Source organism: Roseateles sp. P5_E11, assembly GCF_054049355.1.
On the sequence record NZ_JBFUMO010000894.1, the window covers coordinates 1 to 1,644 of the forward strand.

3 protein-coding genes are annotated in these 1,644 nt (G+C 65.0%); all 3 read right to left on the bottom strand.

Annotated elements, in window-relative coordinates:
* The coding region (locus ACXJKR_RS31820; RefSeq protein WP_457326252.1) for an HD domain-containing protein at window positions 1-396 on the bottom strand (396 nt) is incomplete at its 3' end.
* A 207-nt stretch (window positions 397-603) separates the two neighbouring features.
* Entirely contained in the window at window positions 604-807 is a 204-nt protein-coding gene (gene rpoZ / locus ACXJKR_RS31825; protein WP_056195325.1) for a DNA-directed RNA polymerase subunit omega, read from the bottom strand.
* Between the two features lie 23 nt (window positions 808-830).
* Entirely contained in the window at window positions 831-1,451 is a 621-nt protein-coding gene (gene gmk / locus ACXJKR_RS31830; protein WP_056195329.1) for a guanylate kinase, read from the bottom strand.
* Window positions 1,452-1,644: the final 193 nt, after the last annotated feature.

A 1,644-nucleotide genomic window follows, 5' to 3' on the forward strand; every position in this document is an offset into this window, starting at 1 on the left:
GAACTGCAGCTTGTCCAGCTTGGTCAGGCCGTCGACCAGATCGGCCGTCGTGGCGTCGAACTTCTCGATCAGCTCGGCCTTGGAAACGCCGCAGTCTTCGACCACGTCATGCATCAGCGCCGCCATCAGCGCCTGGGCATCGAGTCGCCACTCGGCACAGATGCCGGCGACGGCGATCGGGTGGGTGATGTAGGGCTCGCCGGTCGCCCGCTTCTGGCCCAGGTGGGCCTCGTCGGCGAACTTGTAGGCCTCGCGCACGCGCTTGACCTCGGCCTTGCTCRGATAGCCGAGTTTGGGGGCGAGGGCATCAAAGGAAGCAGCTTCCGCCTGCGTGGGCGGCGCCGCCTGGCGCAATCCAGGCAGCGTGAACCAGGCGGTGAGGGAGCGTTGGGCCATATGGTCCCGAATTTAGCCGATGAAAACTGTTGGCCCCTCGTCCAGGGAATACCTGGCCGGTCCCCCGCGGAGACGGCGATGCTTGTAGCGTTGAGCCACAAGCACATCGCCATGGCGGGCCGGCTTGGGAACGGCCCGGCGCTCGGCCCAAACTCCGAAATGCAAACGGGCGCCCGAGGGCGCCCGTGTGGCAGCAGGGGACGGTGCTTAGACCGGAACCTTGCGCAGCATCTCGATGCCGACTTCGCCGGCGGCAATTTCACGCAGGGCGGTCACGCCGGGCTTGTTCTTGCTCTCGATGCGCGGGCTGTGGCCCTGGCTCAGCATGCGGGCGCGATAGGTGGCGGCCAGCACCAGCTGGAAGCGGTTCGGGATCTTGATCAGGCAGTCTTCGACGGTGATGCGGGCCATGGTGTTCCTTGGAGAAAAGCGGATCAGGGCAGATCGAGCGCCTGAAAGACGGCAGAGCGGTTGCGCCGCTGAGCCAAGTATTTTAGCCGCTGCGCGTGGACGATGGATTTGAGGTCGAAAACGGCGGTGTCGAACACCGCATTCACGACGACAAAATCGAAGTTCTGCGCCTGCGCCACCTCGAGGCGCGCATTGGCCATGCGCTTGGCGATGACCTCGGGTTCGGTGTCGCCACGGCGGTTCAGGCGTGACTGCAATTCGTCCCAGCTCGGCGGCAGGATGAAAATCAGCACGGCATAGGGGAAGAGCTGCTTGATCTGCAGTGCGCCCTGGAAGTCGATCTCCAGTACGACGTCATCGCCATGCTGCATGCGCGCCTCGATGGCGGCTCGCGAGGTGCCGTAGAGGTTGCCGTGGACCTCGGCCCATTCAAAGAAATCACCGCGTTCGGCCATCGCGCGGAATTCCTCCGGCGTGATGAACCAGTATTCGCGGCCATGCTGCTCCTGGCCGCGCGGTGCGCGCGAGGTGTGGGAGATGGACACGGCCAGCTTGGCATCCAGCTCCAGCAGCGCCTTCACAAGGCTGGACTTGCCCGCGCCGCTGGGTGCGGCGACGACGAAAAGATTGCCGGGATATTCCATGGAGAAGTGGGCTTGGCGTGCCGGGCCGGCTTGGGGCTGAAGGCTAAGTGCCTGTCAGCCCTGCGGATTTCTCGCGCCGCCCGGTGGGTGATGGGTGCGAACTTTAGCTCGGACGCCGCCCGGCGCCGCCTGCACGGAACGGCGATGTCTGCCCTATTTGGCAATGCAGGCCCGATTGCGAGCGCCCGACGAC

What these genes read in the sequence shown, in the direction of transcription:
- rpoZ (WP_056195325.1), bottom strand. Translation starts at nt 807, where the DNA reads ATGGCCCGCATCACCGTCGAAGACTGCCTGATCAAGATCCCGAACCGC.
- gmk (WP_056195329.1), bottom strand. Translation starts at nt 1,451, where the DNA reads ATGGAATATCCCGGCAATCTTTTCGTCGTCGCCGCACCCAGCGGCGCG.